Raw genomic sequence first — 17,355 nt, 5'->3', positions numbered from 1 at the left:
ACTCGAGAGCAGGACAGGTCGGCAACAGTGACTAATCCATGGCGGCCAGCAGACGCTCGAGAGGAATAGTGGCAAAAGTGGTGAAGCTGTCAGCAATGGCATAAGGCAGTACCAGCACCCGATTATGTACCATCGCGCCGCAGCTGTAGGCTACGTTTGGCACATAACCTTCGCGCTCATCCATGTCCGACCGCAAAAGCGGTAGCTTCGTCCGCGCCAGCAGCTTCGAGGGATCGTCACGGTCCAGCAGGCACGCCCCGATGCAATAGTTCCGAACGGCGCCGACTCCATGAGTTACGACCAGCCAGCCTTCGTCGATCTCGATCGGCGATCCGCAATTACCGATCTGGACAAACTCCCAAGGCCAGCGAGGTTCGATGGCTTTCGCTCCGCCACTCCAGTCGTGAATGTCCGCGGACGTCAGGAACCAGATATTTTCGTTATCCTCGCGCCCAAGCATGGCAAAGTGCCCGGCAATGCGTCGGGGGAAAAGCGCCATGCCCTTGCTACCGGTGGCATCCCCACGCAGCGGTCTGAGTTCGAATGTCCGGAAGTCCGGCGTGGACAACAACTCCTGCCGGACGGACTGGCCGCTAAATGCCGTATATGTACCGAAATAGGTGGCTCGGCCATCGTCGTCCAGGAAGCGGACCAAGCGAAGGTCTTCGATGCCACCACGCTGGCTGGGGGTTGTCGGAAAGATCACGATCTCCGAGAGATCGTGGCTGCCATCGCACTTGATCCGAATGCCCGCGTCCGGCCCGTCCTCGCCGGAGATGTTTTCAGTCTCCAGCACGAGCGGCATGGGGCTCGGAGGATTGATTGCTATGGTTCCGTCCGCGGCGCAAAACCCGGTGCGAAAGGTGACGGAGGAGATATGCCCCTCGCCCACGCCTCGCAGGGAAAGAATGAATCGGAGAGAGTTTTCAGGTACAGCAGACTAATCAGGATGCAGGACGATGCTCGGATTGAAAAGCGCTGCTGCCTCATAGGAATATTCGTTGCAAAAATGGGCACCGATCAAGAGCGCCTGTTCATGGGTGACCTCGCAATCACAGACGATGATGCCATCAACCTCGTGGAACCGCCGCAAAAACAGGGACGGAACCTCACGATGCCTTCCCGAGAAATCATCAAGAATGCGTTGCAACTCATCGTGGAGCGATGCTGGGTCGAGCGCCAGGACGCGGTCGGCGATGCGCTGCGCACGTGGCTGATCCGGTACCGCATATTTATAGGTTTCCGTCGACGGCATATAGGGTCTGATCACTACCCTTGCTGGATTGGGGCGGAGCAATTCGGGTAGCCGGTTGACAAATTCGGCGGTTGACACTGACTTCTCCAATACAGATCGACCGTGGAGCGTTCACGCAATCGTAAAGATGGTGCTCGGCATTACCCGACTATCGGGTGGCGGCACGGAAGGCTCCGGCGATGGCGGGTGCGATGATTTCCGCCGTTGCCGGATACTCGGACTTTGTGCCACGTGCCATGATCGCTGTCCTGGCGTAGTTGTCGGACACACAAGCTGTGACCGGGGGCTCTGGCCTGAACGTGACTATGTGGGGCACGTGCGAAGCGCGCCGCTCAGCTCGACATGTCCGCCATCGTTCGGCAGCTCGCCGCGCATTTCTTGCAGGTGGCCGAGCAACGCGCGATCCGCTGGTCCGCGCTATGGCGTCCGCATTCCTCGGCGCAGCGCTCGCAAGCGTCGGCGCAGGCGCGGCAGACGATGCGGTGCAGGGCAGATTCCCGCAGCATCGAGTTGGCGGTCGCCTGGCACAGTTCCGCACAGTCGTTCAGCATGGCGATCAGCGACGCCGTAGCTGACGCGCCGCCTTGCTTCGTCAGCCAAGCGGCGGTTTCCAGGCACATGCGGTGCGAAGCCACGCAATCGTCGATGCAGTCCGTCATCGACATCGCCATCCCTTCCATTCGATGCTGCTGCGCCGCCGCCGGCACAGCCAGCGTTCCGGCGGCGGCAAGGCCGGCGCCGGCCATCAGCAATTCGCGTCTCTCGATCATCATGCACCTCCCATCTGCTATCCCTTGAGCGCTGTGCCGCATCCGGCGGCCTCAGCCGTCGCAGGCGACCCATCCGACGCCGCACGCGCCTTCTCCCGCGCCATCCGGGTTTCCTCCCAGGGCCAGTGGCCGTTGATCTCGACCCCGAGCGAGATGCTCAGGAAGGTCCGCACCAGCACCAGCCCGGCCAGAACGATGAGATCGTCGAGCGTTGGGTTGATCACCAGCGACTTGACGATGTCGCCGGCGACCAGAAATTCCAGGCCGAGCAGGATGCTGCGGCCGAGCGCCGAGCGGAACGCGCTATAGGCCTCGGTTCGGTCGCCCGCCCTCGCCCGCCGCGCAAACAGAAAGGTTGCGAGCCCCGCGCCGACCAGGATGGTCAGCGTGCCCGCCAGTTCCAGGCCGATCACCGCGAGCCGGAAGAAGGCGCTCAGCCAGTCGGCCTCAATGGTGATCATACCAGCCTCGCTTGCGGATATTGTTGAAGCTGTCGGTGGCGTGACAGGCATAGCATTGGTCGACGCGCGCCTTCGATCCGGCTGCGCGCTGCGAGACCATGCTGAAATGCTCCATGAAGTGACTCGGCGGCGCCTTGTGGCACTCGGCGCACTGCGTCGAATTGACCGATGGATGGCGGTAATTGGCGATCTTCCAGCTGTCGGTCTTGTGGCAGCTCGCGCAGTCGGTGCCGAACAGGCCCTGGTGCGGATCGCGGAACGCATGGCAGCTCGCGCAATTGAGCGCGGTCTCGGGGGTCAGGCTTCGAGTGTTTGTCGACATGCCCGCCAAAGGCTGCCGCCACTTCGCCATGTCGAGCAACGCGGCGTGATCCATGCGGATGATGCCGCGCTCTCCCTCATGTTCGACGTGGCAGGAGGTGCACTGCGTCGCTTTCGCGTGGAACTGCGTCGACTGCTTCGTCCCGAAATCGGTGCCCGCATGGCAGGTGAGACAGGTCCGGGTTTCGACGCCCTTGCCCGGCGTGTGGCAGGCCGTGCATTGGCCGGCAAAGGACTGGTGCGCGCTCGAGAGCGGGCCGGGCGAGACGAGCTGCGCCACCAGGCCGGCATCCCTCGGCGCGTCCGATCGCATCCGGATCGCGACCGCGGCGACCATCACCAGCAGGGCTGCGATGAAGACGGCGTAGGAAAGACGCTGCCAGCTCATAGCCAGCGCAGCCCGTAATAGATCGCCGCGCCGACGTGGAGCGCGAGCAGCGCGAAGATGAGACAGCCCAGCAGGATGTGCAGGAACCGCCACCGCGCGAACAGGGTGTTGGTTGCCTCTTCGGCACGGATCGCGAATTCGGTATCGGCCAGCGCTGCGGCGATCCCCGCCTTGTCCTGGGGGCGCTGGCCCGCGGACGCATCCCCGGCGACGAACAGATAGCGCTTCCAGCCCGACAGCGGCGGGGCTGCGGTATCGGCCTGCGTCGGCGCCGCCGGCTCCTCGAGGAAGGCGGCGCGAAGCGAGGCCAGTTCTGACCTGCGTCCGCGCAGCGCCCGACCAAGCTGGGCAAGCAGGTAGCGGCCGATGAAGCCGGTGATGACCGTCATCAGCAGGAGGACGGTCAGAAGCAGGCCGACCGGGCTTTCGAGCTTGTGCGCGGCGTGGACCAGACCCAGGATCGGCGCCAGCACGCCGGCATAGATGTGGATGGCGAGCAGGGTTGGCTTGCTGACGACCCGGGAGAGCGCCTTGTCGACCCAGGCGATGTGCTTGGCCGCGACATAAGGAAGCGTCAGCAGCATCAGCACGAGCGCTGCGATCCCGATGATCCCGCCGGCCAGGCTACCCGGAAAGCGGGGCGACACATGCACGAGATAGCCGAACGGGAACAGCAGCAGGAACGCGACCAGCAGGCCCACGGCAATGTCGCTGCGTTCGCGCATCAGGCTTCGACCACGAGCGGCGTGCCCGTCCCCTTCGCCTGGCACGCGAGCACATAGCCTTGCGCCTTGTCGGCGGGCGCAAGGCCGGATTCGACCTCCATCGTCACTTCGCCCTGCAGCAGCTTGACCACGCAGGCGCCGCATGTGCCCGCACGGCATGCATAGGGGATCTCGACGCCCGCGCCCTCGGCCGCCTCCAGCACGGTCTCGTCCGCGGGCAAGGCCGCCGACACCCCCGACACGGAGAAGGTCACCGTGCTCGGCGCCACCTCGGCGCTCGGGGCCGGCTTATCCGCTGGCGGGGGCGCGGGCTTGACCTCGAGATCCTCGTGGTCGGCCGGCAGCGAGGCCGGACCGAACGCCTCGGTGTGCAGCTGCGCTTCGGGGACGCCGAGTTCCGCCAGCACGCCGCGCATCGCGCCCATCATCGCCGGCGGGCCGCACATATGGATGCGCCGGCTCGCGATCTCCGGCACCGCGGCCAGGATCATCTCACGGGTGATCGGTCCTTCGGGGCCCATCCAGACGGTGCCGGGCGCGCGCTGCATCGCGGCGACGACATGGAGGTTGGGAAAACGGCGTTCGAGCCGCTCGAGCTCGTCGCGGAACACGAATTCCTCGGTCGACCGTGCGCCGTAGAAGAAGAAGATATCACCCTTCCACGCGGTGTCGGTGAGATAGCGCAGCACCGACATCATCGGGGTGATGCCGACCCCGCCCGCGATCAGCACGATGCTCTGGGCATCCGTTCCCGTGAAGGTGAAGGCGCCGAACGGTCCGCTGACCTTCAGCAGATCGTCGGCGACGACCTTGTCGTGCAGGTATCGCGAGACCACGCCCTGCTCCTCGCGCTTGACCGTCAGTTCGACATAGGCCCGCTGGGTCGGCGAAGAGGCGATCGTGTAGGAACGGCGCGCGGTCTTGCCCGCTTCGGGCTCTACCTCGACCTGCAGGAACTGGCCCGGCAGGAAGTCGAACGGCAGCCGGTCGGCGGTCGGGTCCGCGAGCCGGAAGGTCAGCACGCTCGGCGTCTCTCGCACGATCTGGACCACGCGCAGCTGCCCCGCCCAGCTTTTGGGCTTGCGCAGCGACGCCCCAGCGGGTGCGGCCGCATTGCTCGGCGCGAGCCCGGCGCTGTCGGCAACGGGTGCAGGCGCGGGCGCAACCCTGGTAGCGGGAGGGGCAGCCTTCGGCTCCGGCTTTGCTGGAACCTTGGCGGTGGCGACACCGCCGGCGATCGCCCCGATCCGCCGCAGGCGGAAGATCTGCAGCGCGATAAGCGTGGCGCTCACCAGCCCCAGGAACAGCATGAGAAGGAGGTGCGAGGGCGAGATGCCGAACCAGTGATCGGCATGGCCGGGCGCGGCCTGGTCGATGTCGAGCTGATCGCGCAGCCAGGCAAGCCCGACCTCCCGGGGCGGCTGCAAGCCCCCGATCGCGCCCTGCGCGGCGGTGCCGGAGCGGAACAGGTCGGTTCCCTCGCGCAGGCGCCGCGCCGCATCGAGCCGGGCCGAGACCGTGGTCGCACGCGCGCCGTCGGCCGAGGCGGCGTTGATCATCGCCAGACCCGTGCTTACCCGTTCGCCGGCCTGCGCAGCGACCCGCTGCCTTGCCGCTTCGTCAAGCGCGGGAAAGGCGAGCAGCTGCGAGATGAAGCCGGTCCGGCGCGATTCGTGGCCGTGCTCATTCTCCCCTTCCCCATTGATCATGCGATCCATCATGGGGTTCATCATCTTCGCCATGTCCGACGACCCCGGCTCTGCCGGTGCGGACATGCCCCCGCCGGCCGGCATGCCTGCGCCATGATGCGCGGCATGATCCTCGCCCTCCTGCGCGCCCGCGCTCGCGGACAGGCTGAGAGCGATTGCGCAGCCGAGGCTCAAGCGTCGAAGGCTGATCCGCCTGGACATCCTCATCCCCTTAGTGTGCGAGCCTACATATCCTTCATCGGCATCGCCGCATTGCCCGGCGCGGGATCGGGTGCCGGCGCGGTCTGGTTGCCGGCCCCGGCGCGCATCGCGTCATGGTCCATCGCCTGACGGTGATGCCGCTCCATCTCGGCCTGGTTGCTCATCGCGTCCATCGGCGCCGCGTCTGCAGCGTTGCCGCTGTCGGTCAGGACCGGGGTGGCGGCGACGCTGTTCGCCGCGGGCGGCACCGTCTGGTCGGCCTGGCGGTCGCAGCCCGAAAGCGCGAGCGCCAGCAACAGGCTTCCGCCGACAAGTGGAAGGGCTTTCTTCGCATGGTCGATCATGGCTTTGCTCCTTGGCTTGAAAACTGTGTCCGGGCGCCATCCCTGGCGTCCGGACCGGCTCATTGCGCGCTGCGCAGAATCCGGAGACACCGGTCGTGCGAGAGGTTCATCGGGTTGCGCCCCTGCCCCTTCATCTCGCCATGATCATGCGGCGTCTGGAGACCCATATTGCCCTCCATCGCCCGGCAACTCTCGACCTGCGCCGAGGTCGGCCGCGTGGTCACACAGGCGCCTAGAAGCAGCGCCGGCGTGAGGACGGCGATCAAACGCATTTTCTTCATGACAAAACCCCTTTCGCTCGTGGTGATCGTTCGTCCTGCGCTGCCTGATGTTTCTTGTTATGCTGCTGGTCTTTCCGCCGCGCCGTCAGGAAGGCGAGGATCGGGCAATCGGAGACCGGCACTTCGCCCGGGCATTCGTCGGCGAGCATCCGCAGCATGTCGCGGATATCCGACAGGCGCTCGAGCCGGGCTTCGGCGTCCGCGATCTTGGCAAGCGTGATATCGAGCACGGCCTGGGCATGCGCGGTGTCCGACGCCCTGAGCGCCAGCAGCTGCCGGGCCTGTTCGAGTGTGAAACCAAGCTCCTGCGCCGAGCGGATGAAATTGACGCGCTCGAGGTCGGTCGCGTCGTAGAGCCTGTAGCCCGCTGCCGTGCGCGCGGGCTCGCGCAGCAGGCCCATCCGCTCATAATAGCGGATCGTATCCCGCCCCACGCCTGCGGCCGCGGCCAGTTCGCCGATCTTGAAATTGCCCATGTCATCCGCTCGATCATGCCGGTTGGACCATGGTCCAGGGTCAAGCGGTTTCGCTTTGACCCCGAACGGTCTCCTCGTCGCCGGCGGCACGGGCTGCCCCGACGCGTCGCAGGGCAGCCCGTGCCGCCGGGCCACCGGCTTGTCAGTTCTTGCGAAGCTCGACGATGTCGTGCCTGGCAGGCGTGCCGTCGGCGACGGACACGTGCGCGAAGTGATCGTCAAAGATATGGTCGATCGTCACATGGCCGACGAGCTGGCGGTGATAGGTCGGCGCCACGCCCTTGGACGGACCCGGATGGGTCACGACGCGATAGACCTCGAGCTTCTGGCCGACCTCGGCGCCATCGGCCTTGCCGATGCAGACGACCGTGCCGTTGCTGCCCGTGTCGACGATCGAGCCGCGCATGAACAGGCTGTGCCCGATGCCCTGGGCCATAGCGGGGACGGCAGCAAGCATCGAAATGCCGGCAAGCGCGACCATGAGAGTTTTTCTGACCATATTCACCTCCTTGGATGGTAAGCCACCGCCCGGACTTTGCCGAGGGGAAGAGCGTCTCTTCAGGCTTGGGACTACGGTCCCGGGTCCAGCCTCGATATACGTAGAGGCCGCAGCCGATCTTCTTCCCCGGGCCGGATCTTTATTGACGCGGAGTTGACGGAATCAGCCGTCAGCACTTCAAAATCCGCGCGGCGCGAGACTTTGGTTGGCTGCGCCCGCGAAACCCGCTAGATATCGAGGCCCGTGAAACGCCTGCTCGCCCTCCTGCTCGTCATCGGAGCGCTGTCCGGTCTCTTCGGAGCCCAGATGGCGGCCGCGCACAGCGTGCCGCAGGCGGCAGGCGCGCCGCTGGCCAAGGGCATGGATGCGGACTGCATGGCGATGATGGCCAAGCAGCAGCCTGCGCCCAGCGAAAAGCCCTGCAAGGGCCTGACGCTCGATTGCATCGCCGCGATGGGGTGCGTGATCCCGCTGGTCGCAGCGGACCTGGCAGGCGGCGTTGCGCCTGCGCGTCTCTACGACGCGCCCAGCTTCTGGACGACCGACACGATATTGACCGGCAAGGCGGTTGCGCCCGAGCCGGATCCTCCCACCAGCCTTGCCTGATTGAACGAGCACGGGCTGCGCGCATCGATCGATGCGTGCGCGCCCGGTTTCCTTCTTTTCAGTCAAAGGTTTTCGTGATGATCAAACTGCTTCCGGCCGCCCTTGTGGCGGCCCTCAGTCTCGCCGCGCCTGCGCTTGCAACCGACGCGAGCCGCACGCCGCAAGGCCATTGGGAATGGCGGTCGGCGCCGCAATATGGTCCGCGGGCGACTGGCCCTGCGCGTGTCCGCATATGGGTGCCCGACAGCCGGGACATGGCCAGCTGCGATTGCGCGATGATGCAGGCAAGCGCCGCCGACTGCATGCGCGGCGCAGTCAGGTCGGACAAGGGCTAAACCCGCTCCGGAGCGGCGCGTCACATCTTGGCGCGCCGCCTCTGTCATGAGGGGATGATATCCATGATCATGATGCCGAGGCGCGCTGTGCGACGCCTGTTGCTCTCTATCGGTGCGACGCTTGCGAGCGCCTGGGCCGTGCCGGTGTCGGCCGGCCCGCTCACCTACGAGCAGGCAGTGAGGCTCGCTGCCGCCAACGCGCCAAGCCTCAAGGCGCGCGCGGCGGCGACAGCCGGCGCCCGCTCTTCGGCGGTCGCGGCCGATCGCCTGCCCGATCCGACGCTCGACCTGGGCCTGCAGAACTTCCCGGTGAGCGGCCCCAATGCCGGCAGCTTCACGCGCGACGATTTCACTATGGCGACGATCGGGTTCAGCCAGACCTTCCCCAATCTCGCCAAGCGCCATGCACGCGCCGCGCGCGCCGCGGCCGATATCGGTATCGCCGAGGCGGGCGAGCTGGTCGAAGGCCGCAACGTGCGGCTCGAGACCGCCCTCGCCTGGGTCGATCTCTATTATGGAGAACGCCGGCTCCGGCAGCTCGACCTGCTCGATGCCAGCCTCGACGACCTGCAGAAGACCGTGACCGCACGCCTGGCGTCGGGCAGCGCGCGCCCGAGCCAGGCGCTCGAGCCCGACCAGCTCCGCGCCGCCATCGCCGATCGCCGCGCCGAGATGGCTGCGGTGGTGGCGCAGGCGCGGGCCCGGCTCGCGCGCTATACCGGCGACCCCGACCCGCAGGCGACGGGCGACCCGCCGATGCTCGATGTCGATCCGATCCGGCTGCGGGCCGGGATCGATGCGCTTCCCGCCCTGCGCGCGCAGGACGCGCGGATCGCAGTCGCCGAAGCGGACGTGCGTCTCGCGCGCGCCGACAAGCGCCCCGACTGGAAGGTCGGCGTCACCTATGGCCGGCGCGATCCCATGTACGGCGACATGGCCTCGGTCGGCGTGTCGATCGACCTGCCGCTGTTCGCCGGCAAGCGCCAGAACCCCAGGATCGCTGCAAGCGAGAGCCTTGCGCAAGGGGGTCGGTTCGACCGCGAGGCGATCCGCCGCGAGCTGGTGGCGCAGCTCGACGCCGATCTCGCAGACCATGCCATGCATCTCTCCCGGTTGCGCAATGCCCGCGAGACGCTGGTGCCACTCGCCAGGCACCGCGCCGAGCTCGACCGCGACAGCTATGGCGCCGGCAAGCTCGACCTTGGCGCCGCGCTGCTCACGACGCTCGGGCTCGCGGAGGCCGAGGTCGAGGCGCTCAACCGCGAAGCCGACGTCGCGCGCGACGCGGTCCGCATCACTATCACCTATGGGGAGGAGCGGCCATGACGCTCGATAAATCCGCGCTGCGCTGGGGCGCATCGATCCTGGCTGTGGCGCTGCTGGCCGGCGGCACAGGCTATTGGGCTGGCCATCGCCAGGCACCGCAATCGGAGGCGACCACGCCCGCCGGGGCAGGCAAAGTCCTTTACTGGTACGATCCGATGTTCCCCAACCAGAAGTTCGACAAGCCCGGCAAGTCGCCCTTCATGGATATGCAGCTCGTGCCGCGATACGCGGACGGAGGAAGCGCCGGCGCGGCCCCCACGGTCGCCGTCGATCCCGCCGCGCGGCAGAGCCTGGGATTGCGGGTCGTCGCGGCGAAGATGGGCAGCCTTGCCTCGGCCCTCGAGGTCACCGGCACGATCGACTTCAACCAGCGCGACGTCGCCGTCATCCAGGCGCGTTCGGGCGGGTTCGTGAGCCGCGTCTATGCGCGAGCGCCCGGGGACGTGGTCCGCGCCGGCGCGCCGATCGCGGACCTGCTCCTGCCCGAATGGGGCGGCGCGCAGACCGAATATCTGAGCGTCAGGCGGCTCGGCAAGCCCGACCTCACCGCGGCCGCGCGCCAGCGACTGCGGCTGATGGGCATGTCCGACGGCCTCATCGCCAGCGTCGAGCGGAGCGGACGCCCGAACGGCGTGGTGACGATCACGACGCCGATCTCGGGCACGATCCAGACGCTCGACGCCCGTGCCGGCGTGACGCTCGCCATGGGCCAGACGCTCGCCCAGGTAAGCGGGCTCGGCACCGTCTGGCTCAATGCCGCGGTGCCCGAAGCGCGCGCGGGCGATGTCCGGGTCGGCCAGAATGCCAGCACCACGCTGGCGGGCTTCCCCGGCGAGCGCTTCGCCGGCCGGGTGATCGCGATCCTGCCGACCACGCAGGCCGACAGCCGCACGCTCACCGTGCGGATCGAGCTGCCCAACCGGGACGGCCGGTTGCGGCCGGGCATGTTCGCCAGCGTCGCGCTTGGCGGCGATGCCAAGCCGGCGCTGCTGGTGCCGAGCGAAGCGGTGATCCGCACGGGCAGGCGCACGCTCGTCATGCTGGCCGCAGGCGACGGGCGCTATCATCCCGCCGAGGTCCGCATCGGCCGCGAGGCAGGCGGCGAGACCGAGATCCTTGCCGGCCTGTCGCCCGGCGAGAACGTCGTCGTCTCGGGGCAGTTCCTGATCGATTCCGAGGCGAGCCTGTCGGGAATCGAGGCGCGGCCGATCGGCGGCGGTGCGGCATCGGCGACCATCGCCGCGCCGGCGTCGAAAGCCACGCTGTACGAGACGACCGGCAAGATCGAGCGGATCACGGCCAATTCGGTGACGCTCAGCCACGAGCCCGTTCCCGCGCTCGACTGGCCGGCGATGACGATGACCTTCGCGCTCGCCAATCCGGGCATCGCGCGCGGCTTCAAGGCGGGTGACCGGGTCCGGTTCGGGTTCGACCGGCCCCCGGCGGGACCGACGCTGCGGCATATGGCGAAGGTGGCGGGCCAGTGATCGCCCATCTCATCCGCTGGTCGGTGAGGAACCGCTTCTTCGTCGTGCTCGGCATGCTCGCGCTGGTCGGCGCGGGCCTGTGGGCGGTGCGCTCGACCCCGATCGACGCGCTGCCCGATCTTTCCGACGTGCAGGTCGTGATCCGCACTTCCTATCCGGGTCAGGCGCCGCAGATCGTCGAGAACCAGATCACCTATCCGCTCACCACCACCATGCTGTCGGTGCCCGGCGCCAAGACGGTGCGCGGCTATAGCTTCTTCGGCGACAGCTTCGTCTATGTGATCTTCGAGGACGGCACCGATCTCTACTGGGCGCGCAGCCGCGTGCTCGAATATCTCAACCAGGTCCAGGGTCGGTTGCCGGCCAGCGCCCGCAGCGCGCTCGGGCCGGACGCGACCGGGGTCGGCTGGGTCTATGAATATGCGCTGGTCGACCGCACCGGCCGGCACGATCTCTCGCAGCTTCGCGGGTTGCAGGACTGGTTCCTGCGCTACGAGCTGAAGACCGTGACCGGCGTGGCCGAAGTCGCCAGCATCGGCGGCATGGTCAAGCAGTACCAGGTGCTGCTCGATCCGGTGAAGCTCGCGGCCTACGGCGTAACCCACGCCCAGGCAGTGCAGGCGATCAGCCAAGCCAATCAGGAAGCCGGCGGCTCGGTGCTGGAAATGGCCGAGGCCGAATATATGGTCCGCGCCTCGGGCTATCTGAAAACGCTCGACGATTTCCGGGCAATCCCGCTCAAGACTGCGGCGGGCGGCGTGCCCGTCCGGCTCGGCGATGTCGCCACGATCCAGGTCGGCCCCGAGATGCGGCGCGGCATCGCCGAACTGAACGGCGAAGGCGAGGTCGCCGGCGGCGTCGTTATTCTTCGGTCAGGCAAGAACGCCCGTGAGACCATCGCGGCGGTCAAGGACAAGCTCGCCGATCTCAGGAAAAGCCTGCCGCCGGGCGTCGAGGTGGTCACGGTCTATGACCGCTCGCAGCTGATCGATCGCGCGGTCGAGAACCTCACCCGCAAGCTGGTCGAGGAGTTCATCGTCGTCGCATTGGTCTGCGCCCTGTTCCTCTGGCACGTCCGCTCGGCGCTGGTCGCGATCCTGACCTTGCCGCTCGGTGTGCTGGCCGCGTTCGTCGTAATGCGGTTCCAGGGGGTGAACGCCAACATCATGTCGCTGGGCGGCATCGCCATCGCCATCGGCGCGATGGTGGATGCGGCGGTCGTCATGATCGAGAACGCCCACAAGAGGATCGAACGCTGGGAGCAGGATCACCCGGACAGACATCTCGATGGCGAGATGCGCTGGATCGTCGTCACCGAGGCGGCGGCCGAGGTCGGGCCGGCGCTGTTCTTCAGCCTGCTGATCATCACGCTGTCGTTCATTCCGGTCTTCACCCTGGAGGCGCAGGAAGGCCGGCTGTTCGCGCCGCTCGCCTTCACCAAGACCTATGCGATGGGCGCGGCCGCGATCCTGTCGGTGACCCTGGTGCCGATCCTGATGGGCTGGCTGATCCGGGGCCGCATTCCGGCCGAGCAGGCCAATCCGGTCAATCGCTGGCTCACCAATATCTACCGGCCCGCGATCGACTGGACGATGAAGCGGCCCAAGGCAGTGCTGCTGATCGCGGCTCTGGTGTTCGCCACCACGGCCTGGCCGCTCAGCCGGCTCGGCGGCGAGTTCATGCCCAATCTCGACGAGGGCGACCTGCTCTACATGCCCTCGGCGCTGCCGGGCCTCTCGGCCGCCAAGGCGAGTGAGCTGCTCCAGCAGACCGACCGCCTGATCAAGACCGTGCCCGAAGTCGAAAGCGTGTTCGGCAAGGCCGGCCGCGCCGAGACCGCGACCGATCCCGCGCCGCTCGAAATGTTCGAGACGACGATCCAATTCAAGCCCCGCGACCAGTGGCGGTCGGGCATGACGCCCGAACGCCTTGTCGACGAGCTCGATCGCCGGGTGAAGCTTCCGGGTCTCGCCAATATCTGGGTGCCGCCGATCCGCAACCGCATCGACATGCTCGCGACGGGCATCAAGAGCCCGATCGGGGTCAAGGTGTCGGGCAGTGACCTCGCCGAGCTCGACCGCATCGCGCATGATGTCGAGACCGTGGCCAGGAGCGTGCCCGGCGTCAGCTCGGCGCTCGCCGAGCGGCTGACCGGCGGACGCTATGTCGATGTCGACATAGACCGCGCCGCCGCCGCGCGGTTCGGGCTCAACATCGCCGACGTCCAGGCCCTCGTCTCCGGCGCGATCGGCGGCGAGACGATCGGCGAGACGGTCGAGGGCCTCGCCCGCTATCCGATCAGCGTGCGCTATCCGCGCGAATTGCGCGACAGCCTCGAAAGGCTGCGGGCGCTACCGATCCTGACGCCCGCGGGCCAGCAGATCACCTTGGGCACCGTGGCAAACGTCTCGATCGCCGAGGGACCGCCGATGCTCAAGACCGAGAATGCCCGGCCTTCGACCTGGGTCTACGTCGATGTGCGCGGGCGCGATCTTGCCTCGGTGGTCGGCGATCTGCAGCGTGCGGTGGCGAAACAGGTCAGGCTCTCGCCTGGGGTCAGCATCGCTTACTCTGGCCAGTTCGAATATCTCGAGCGCGCGGTCGACCGCTTGAAGCTGGTCGTGCCCGCGACGCTGCTGATCATCTTCGTGCTGCTCTACCTCATCTTCGGCCGCTTCGACGAGGCGGCGCTGATCATGGGGACGCTGCCGTTTGCGCTGACCGGCGGCATCTGGACGCTTTATCTGCTGGGGTTCAACCAGTCGATCGCCACCGGGGTCGGGTTCATCGCGCTCGCCGGCGTCTCCGCCGAGTTCGGGGTGGTGATGCTGATCTATCTCAAGAACGCGCTGGCCGAGCGCGGCGCACATCCGGACGCTGCCGAGGTCGAGGCCGCCGTGCGCGAAGGCGCGCTGCTGCGCGTCCGTCCCAAGGCGATGACGGTGGCGGTGATCCTGGCCGGCCTGCTGCCGATCCTGCTGGGATCAGGCGCGGGTTCGGAGGTCATGAGCCGGATTGCCGCGCCGATGATCGGCGGCATGCTGACCGCGCCCTTGCTCTCAATGTTCGTCCTGCCCGCCGCCTACCTGCTGTTGCGCCGGCCCAAGACCGATCCCATCCCTCAACCCGTTTCATCATGAAGGAGAAGACGATGAACCATGCACGACTGACCATTGCCCTCGGCCTCGCCGCCCTGACTGCCGCGTGCGGCAAGAAGGCGGAGGCCCCCGTTGCGACTGAGACCAACGAGGCGGCGCCCGCCGCGACCATGAGCGGCGACATGGGCAACATGTCGATGGCGCCTGACGCGAACGCCGCGATCAAGGCCAAGGGCCATGGCACCGTCACCGCGATCGACAAGGCGGCAGGCACGATCACGCTCGATCATGGTCCGATCCCGGAGGCCAAGTGGCCCGCGATGACGATGGCGTTCAAGGCCGCGCCGTCGATCACCGATGCGGTCAAGGTCGGCGACAAGGTCGATTTCGACCTCTCGCTCAAGGGCAGCGATGGCGAGGTCACCGCGATCGCAAAGCAGTGATCCGCTAAGTTCGACCGGAAAAAGCTGGTTGCGTCGCCGCTCCCGGGCGGCGACGCCCGTGCCGGCCGTCTGCCTGGCTGTGCGCCCGGTCGACGGTTGCGACCGGCAACGCCCAATGCCAGCGGCGTTTCCCTGCGCGATCACCGACAATTTGAGCACGCTTCGCGGATCGCACATTGAACGTGCAAGCCGCCCTTGCTCGCGATAGCCTGAACGGCAAGGAGCCCAGTTTAGATGACCCAGCCAGTATGACCTTGTTACCCGCGACACATCATGATCTCGTGAGCGAGCTTGTCCGTCGTTGGCGAGACGATCCCGGCGCCACCTATCGCTCCTGGTTTCTGTGGGACGAACGGCTGAAAAACTTCCGCTCCATCCGTCGCGGGCTGCAGCAGGTGGTCGCAGAAATCGAAAGTGGGCGGTTCGGCGTCGCCTATCGCGGCTCGTCACTGGAAACGGTTGTCCACTCGATCGCCGAACAGCGGCAGATCTTCAAGGGCGCCGACCATGCCTGGCTGTGGAAGCCCAAGCTGCGCATTCCAGACATCTACGAAAGCCCGGACAACCAGCGGGCGTTCGGTCGCCTGCTCGACAATTGCTCGTGCTGCGATACCGCCGAGGAGATCATCAGCCACATCCGCAGCATAGACGCGCTCAAGATCAAGGGGCTGGGGCCGGCGGCGGCCAACCTGCTCTATTTCCTTCACCCGACGCTGGTGCCGCCCTTCAATACCGCGATCGTCAAGGGCTACAATGCCGTCACCGGCGCCAAGGTGAAGCTCGGGTCATGGGATCATTTTCTCGCCATGCGCGCCGGCATCCTCGACCTCAACGACCGTTACCGCGAGTTGCTCTCCAACGATCTCGGCGCGATCGGCGGACTGTTGTTCGACATTGGCTCGGGCCGCTATCCCGCGCCACCGCTGGAGGATGACGCAACGGCGGCCGACGACTGGCTCGGCAGATTGGAACATGCCAGAGCGGAGGCAAGCCGGCTCGACAAGACAGCCGCCGCGCAGGGCGAAACCGATCGCACGCACGCCGAAATCCAGGCCTGGCTGCGCGACCTCGGCCATGCCCTCGGTTACGATGTGTGGATCGCCGCCAATGACCGCGGTCGACTTCACGCTGGCTGCCCGCTTGGACAGGGATGCCTCGAGCGCCTTCCAGACGCCATTGCGACCTCTCCCGGAGCGGACTCGATCCGCCTCATCGACGTGTTGTGGCTGGCGAAGGGTGGCGACGGCGTCGCCGCCGCGTTCGAGGTTGAACATTCGACCTCGATCTACTCGGGGATCGTGCGCATGCTCGATCTGGCGCTGTCGGGGAGCGATCTGCACGCTGCCGCCGGGCTATTCCTGGTCGCACCGAATGCGCGCGAGCAGGACGTTCGCGCGCAACTCCGTCGCCCGGCTTTCAGCCGTATTGCCGATCTCGACTTCGCCTATCTGCCCTATGGCGAGCTGGAGAGAAACAGGGACGCGATCGCTCGTTTTGGAACGGGATTGAAGGCCATCAAGGCGATCTCAAGCCCCCTTCCCTGAAACACGGACCATTGTGCCGCTGCTGGCAAGGGCCACCGGCCAGCTCCATAAGCTCATGCCGGTCCGATGAGGTTGCTTGGGGAGCGACGCCCTCCTGCAATCGAGTCGACCAGCGACCCCATCAGCCGATCTTCGCCATCAGCCTGCCCGCTGCGCCCTGCTCTGCAGCAAGGTTGCGATTATAGGCGAGTGGCATTCGCGGTGACTTCCACCGCAATGCATCCATGATCCCAGCCAGATCCTCTCCGCTCGCAAACAGATCCTGGTTCAGCCCGATCCGCGTCGAGTGCGCGCTGATGCCCTTGAGCAGCCGCGCCAGATCCTCGGCTGTGAGGTCGGGCAGAGCGCCACGATCGAACGCGCGCTGGATGATCGAGCGGAAGATCGGCCCGATCGAACCCGGGTGCAGCGCGACGGTGCCGATGTCATATTCGACCCGCGCCTTCACCGCAGGCCTGGGCAGCGTCTTGCGCAGATCCCAGGTCTCCCGCCCCGAGATGCTGTCGATCGGCCGACCGCGCACGGCGGCGCGCGCCTTGTAGCGCCGCACCTGCACCCGCCGGAACAGCGGCCCCGCCGTGATCCCGGCCGCTTCGGTCCAGGCCGCGATCGCCGACACGGTACGCGGGCTGAGATAGGCGGTTGCCCCCTCCCCGTCTTGATCGCCCTTGCTGCGCAGGATCTGCAGCAGCCGCGCCTCGGGATCGATCGCCTCTTCGATATGCTCGATGGCCACGGCTACCAACTCGGACGCACGCAGGCCGGTGTCATAGGCGGCAGACAGCAGCGCGCGATCGCGCAGCCCCGGCAGATCGTTTCCGCAGCTCTCGAGCAGCGCCCGGACGTTGAGACCACGCGCCTTGTCGCGTTCCACGTCGCGCACCGGCCCCTTGAACCGCAGCGGCCTTGCCTGCTTCTGCGCTGCGCCCTTCTCACGGCGCACCGCTTGCAGCCGCAGCTTCACCAGCGGCGCGGGGGTTGGGTCCTTGAGTTCGAGCAACTGATGGATCTTGGCGATCGACGCCTTGTAGCGGGATAGCGAGGCTGGGCGGCTCCCCTTGCCTGCCCGCGAGTCGAGATAGTCGG

17 protein-coding genes and 1 pseudogene are annotated in these 17,355 nt (G+C 66.8%); 7 read left to right on the top strand and 11 right to left on the bottom strand.

Annotated elements, in window-relative coordinates; translation table 11 throughout:
* Positions 1–31: 31 nt before the first annotated feature.
* From A0U87_RS04305 to A0U87_RS04260, 10 genes and pseudogenes are all read right to left on the bottom strand, one after another.
* Positions 32–1,255 (bottom strand): annotated as a pseudogene (locus A0U87_RS04305) (glycoside hydrolase family 130 protein).
* A gap of 332 nt (positions 1,256–1,587) precedes the next feature.
* Entirely contained in the window at positions 1,588–2,028 is a 441-nt protein-coding gene (locus tag A0U87_RS04300; protein ID WP_015449267.1) for a four-helix bundle copper-binding protein, read from the bottom strand.
* Positions 2,029–2,042: 14 nt separating this feature from the next.
* Positions 2,043–2,486, bottom strand: coding sequence for a DUF1622 domain-containing protein (locus A0U87_RS04295; RefSeq protein ID WP_007406411.1), 444 nt, complete (start codon positions 2,484–2,486; stop codon positions 2,043–2,045).
* Positions 2,473–3,195: a hypothetical protein gene (locus A0U87_RS04290; protein ID WP_007406380.1), complete on the bottom strand. Its 723-nt coding sequence runs from the start codon at positions 3,193–3,195 to the stop codon at positions 2,473–2,475. Before A0U87_RS04290 ends, A0U87_RS04295 begins: the two co-directional genes overlap by 14 nt.
* Positions 3,192–3,920, bottom strand: coding sequence for a hypothetical protein (locus A0U87_RS04285; RefSeq protein WP_007406424.1), 729 nt, complete (start codon positions 3,918–3,920; stop codon positions 3,192–3,194). Before A0U87_RS04285 ends, A0U87_RS04290 begins: the two co-directional genes overlap by 4 nt.
* Positions 3,920–5,830, bottom strand: a complete 1,911-nt coding sequence (locus tag A0U87_RS04280; protein WP_030089529.1) for a 2Fe-2S iron-sulfur cluster-binding protein — start codon at positions 5,828–5,830, stop codon at positions 3,920–3,922. Before A0U87_RS04280 ends, A0U87_RS04285 begins: the two co-directional genes overlap by 1 nt.
* 23 nt (positions 5,831–5,853) lie before the next feature.
* Entirely contained in the window at positions 5,854–6,174 is a 321-nt protein-coding gene (locus tag A0U87_RS04275; protein WP_007406382.1) for a hypothetical protein, read from the bottom strand.
* Positions 6,175–6,233: 59 nt separating this feature from the next.
* Positions 6,234–6,455 carry a hypothetical protein gene (locus tag A0U87_RS04270; protein ID WP_007406426.1) on the bottom strand — a complete coding sequence of 74 codons (222 nt, stop codon included), beginning with the start codon at positions 6,453–6,455 and terminating at the stop codon, positions 6,234–6,236.
* Entirely contained in the window at positions 6,452–6,931 is a 480-nt protein-coding gene (locus tag A0U87_RS04265; protein WP_007406417.1) for a heavy metal-responsive transcriptional regulator, read from the bottom strand. Before A0U87_RS04265 ends, A0U87_RS04270 begins: the two co-directional genes overlap by 4 nt.
* Before the next feature lie 142 nt (positions 6,932–7,073).
* Positions 7,074–7,430: a hypothetical protein gene (locus A0U87_RS04260; protein WP_004212653.1), complete on the bottom strand. Its 357-nt coding sequence runs from the start codon at positions 7,428–7,430 to the stop codon at positions 7,074–7,076.
* 243 nt (positions 7,431–7,673) lie between these two features.
* Here A0U87_RS04260 and A0U87_RS04255 point away from each other — a divergent pair, with 243 nt between their 5' ends.
* The 7 genes from A0U87_RS04255 to A0U87_RS04225 all read left to right on the top strand — a co-directional run bounded on the left by A0U87_RS04255 (position 7,674) and on the right by A0U87_RS04225 (position 16,269).
* Positions 7,674–8,036, top strand: coding sequence for a hypothetical protein (locus tag A0U87_RS04255; RefSeq protein WP_007406428.1), 363 nt, complete (start codon positions 7,674–7,676; stop codon positions 8,034–8,036).
* A 77-nt stretch (positions 8,037–8,113) separates the two neighbouring features.
* Positions 8,114–8,371, top strand: a complete 258-nt coding sequence (locus A0U87_RS04250; protein ID WP_007683334.1) for a hypothetical protein — start codon at positions 8,114–8,116, stop codon at positions 8,369–8,371.
* Between the two features lie 63 nt (positions 8,372–8,434).
* Positions 8,435–9,697 (top strand): TolC family protein, encoded by a 1,263-nt coding sequence (locus A0U87_RS04245; RefSeq protein ID WP_013039107.1) that lies wholly within the window; start codon positions 8,435–8,437, stop codon positions 9,695–9,697.
* Positions 9,694–11,184, top strand: a complete 1,491-nt coding sequence (locus A0U87_RS04240) for an efflux RND transporter periplasmic adaptor subunit (RefSeq protein WP_007406384.1) — start codon at positions 9,694–9,696, stop codon at positions 11,182–11,184. The genes A0U87_RS04245 and A0U87_RS04240 overlap by 4 nt, the downstream gene beginning before the upstream one ends.
* Positions 11,181–14,324: an efflux RND transporter permease subunit gene (locus tag A0U87_RS04235; RefSeq protein ID WP_066861558.1), complete on the top strand. Its 3,144-nt coding sequence runs from the start codon at positions 11,181–11,183 to the stop codon at positions 14,322–14,324. Before A0U87_RS04240 ends, A0U87_RS04235 begins: the two co-directional genes overlap by 4 nt.
* Positions 14,325–14,335: 11 nt before the next feature.
* Positions 14,336–14,725 carry a copper-binding protein gene (locus tag A0U87_RS04230; RefSeq protein ID WP_007683329.1) on the top strand — a complete coding sequence of 130 codons (390 nt, stop codon included), beginning with the start codon at positions 14,336–14,338 and terminating at the stop codon, positions 14,723–14,725.
* A gap of 248 nt (positions 14,726–14,973) precedes the next feature.
* Positions 14,974–16,269: a hypothetical protein gene (locus tag A0U87_RS04225; RefSeq protein ID WP_013039108.1), complete on the top strand. Its 1,296-nt coding sequence runs from the start codon at positions 14,974–14,976 to the stop codon at positions 16,267–16,269.
* A gap of 121 nt (positions 16,270–16,390) precedes the next feature.
* Here the strand turns inward: A0U87_RS04225 and A0U87_RS04220 are convergent.
* Positions 16,391–17,355, bottom strand: a 965-nt coding sequence (locus tag A0U87_RS04220; protein ID WP_137405239.1) for an integrase, incomplete at its 5' end; no start/stop codon positions are given.

This window comes from Sphingobium sp. MP9-4 (genome assembly GCF_005281675.1).
In the GTDB taxonomy this organism is placed as follows: domain Bacteria; phylum Pseudomonadota; class Alphaproteobacteria; order Sphingomonadales; family Sphingomonadaceae; genus Sphingobium; species Sphingobium yanoikuyae.
The sequence above is the reverse complement of the archived record's forward strand: the minus strand, read 5'-3'. Positions and strand labels throughout refer to the sequence as shown.